The organism is Pseudomonas sp. S31 (genome assembly GCF_016648105.1).
Classification (GTDB): domain Bacteria; phylum Pseudomonadota; class Gammaproteobacteria; order Pseudomonadales; family Pseudomonadaceae; genus Aquipseudomonas.
This window is the reverse complement of record NZ_JACVVE010000108.1, coordinates 1-225: the sequence shown is the minus strand read 5'-3', so window position 1 is coordinate 225 and position 225 is coordinate 1. Positions and strand designations below refer to the sequence as shown.

Genomic DNA, 225 nt, shown 5'->3' with positions numbered 1-225 from the left:
AACCGGAGCCGGTGAAGAACACATGGGTCATGCCCTCGGGCGCCACCTCGGCAATCGCCTTGGCCAATTCCAGCGCAGGGGGGTGTGCGGTCTGGAAGAACAGGTTGTAGTACGGCAGCTGCTTCATCTGCTGGCTGGCCACTTCGGCCAGCTCATCGCGGCCATAGCCGATGACCACGCACCACAGGCCGGCCATGCCATCGAGGATCTTGTGGCCTTCGCTGT

The 225-nt window shown here is 63.1% G+C and carries 1 pseudogene; it reads right to left on the bottom strand.

Annotated features, from left to right (window positions below):
• Window positions 1–225 (bottom strand): annotated as a pseudogene (locus IAE37_RS28675) (aminotransferase class III-fold pyridoxal phosphate-dependent enzyme); the annotation flags it as partial.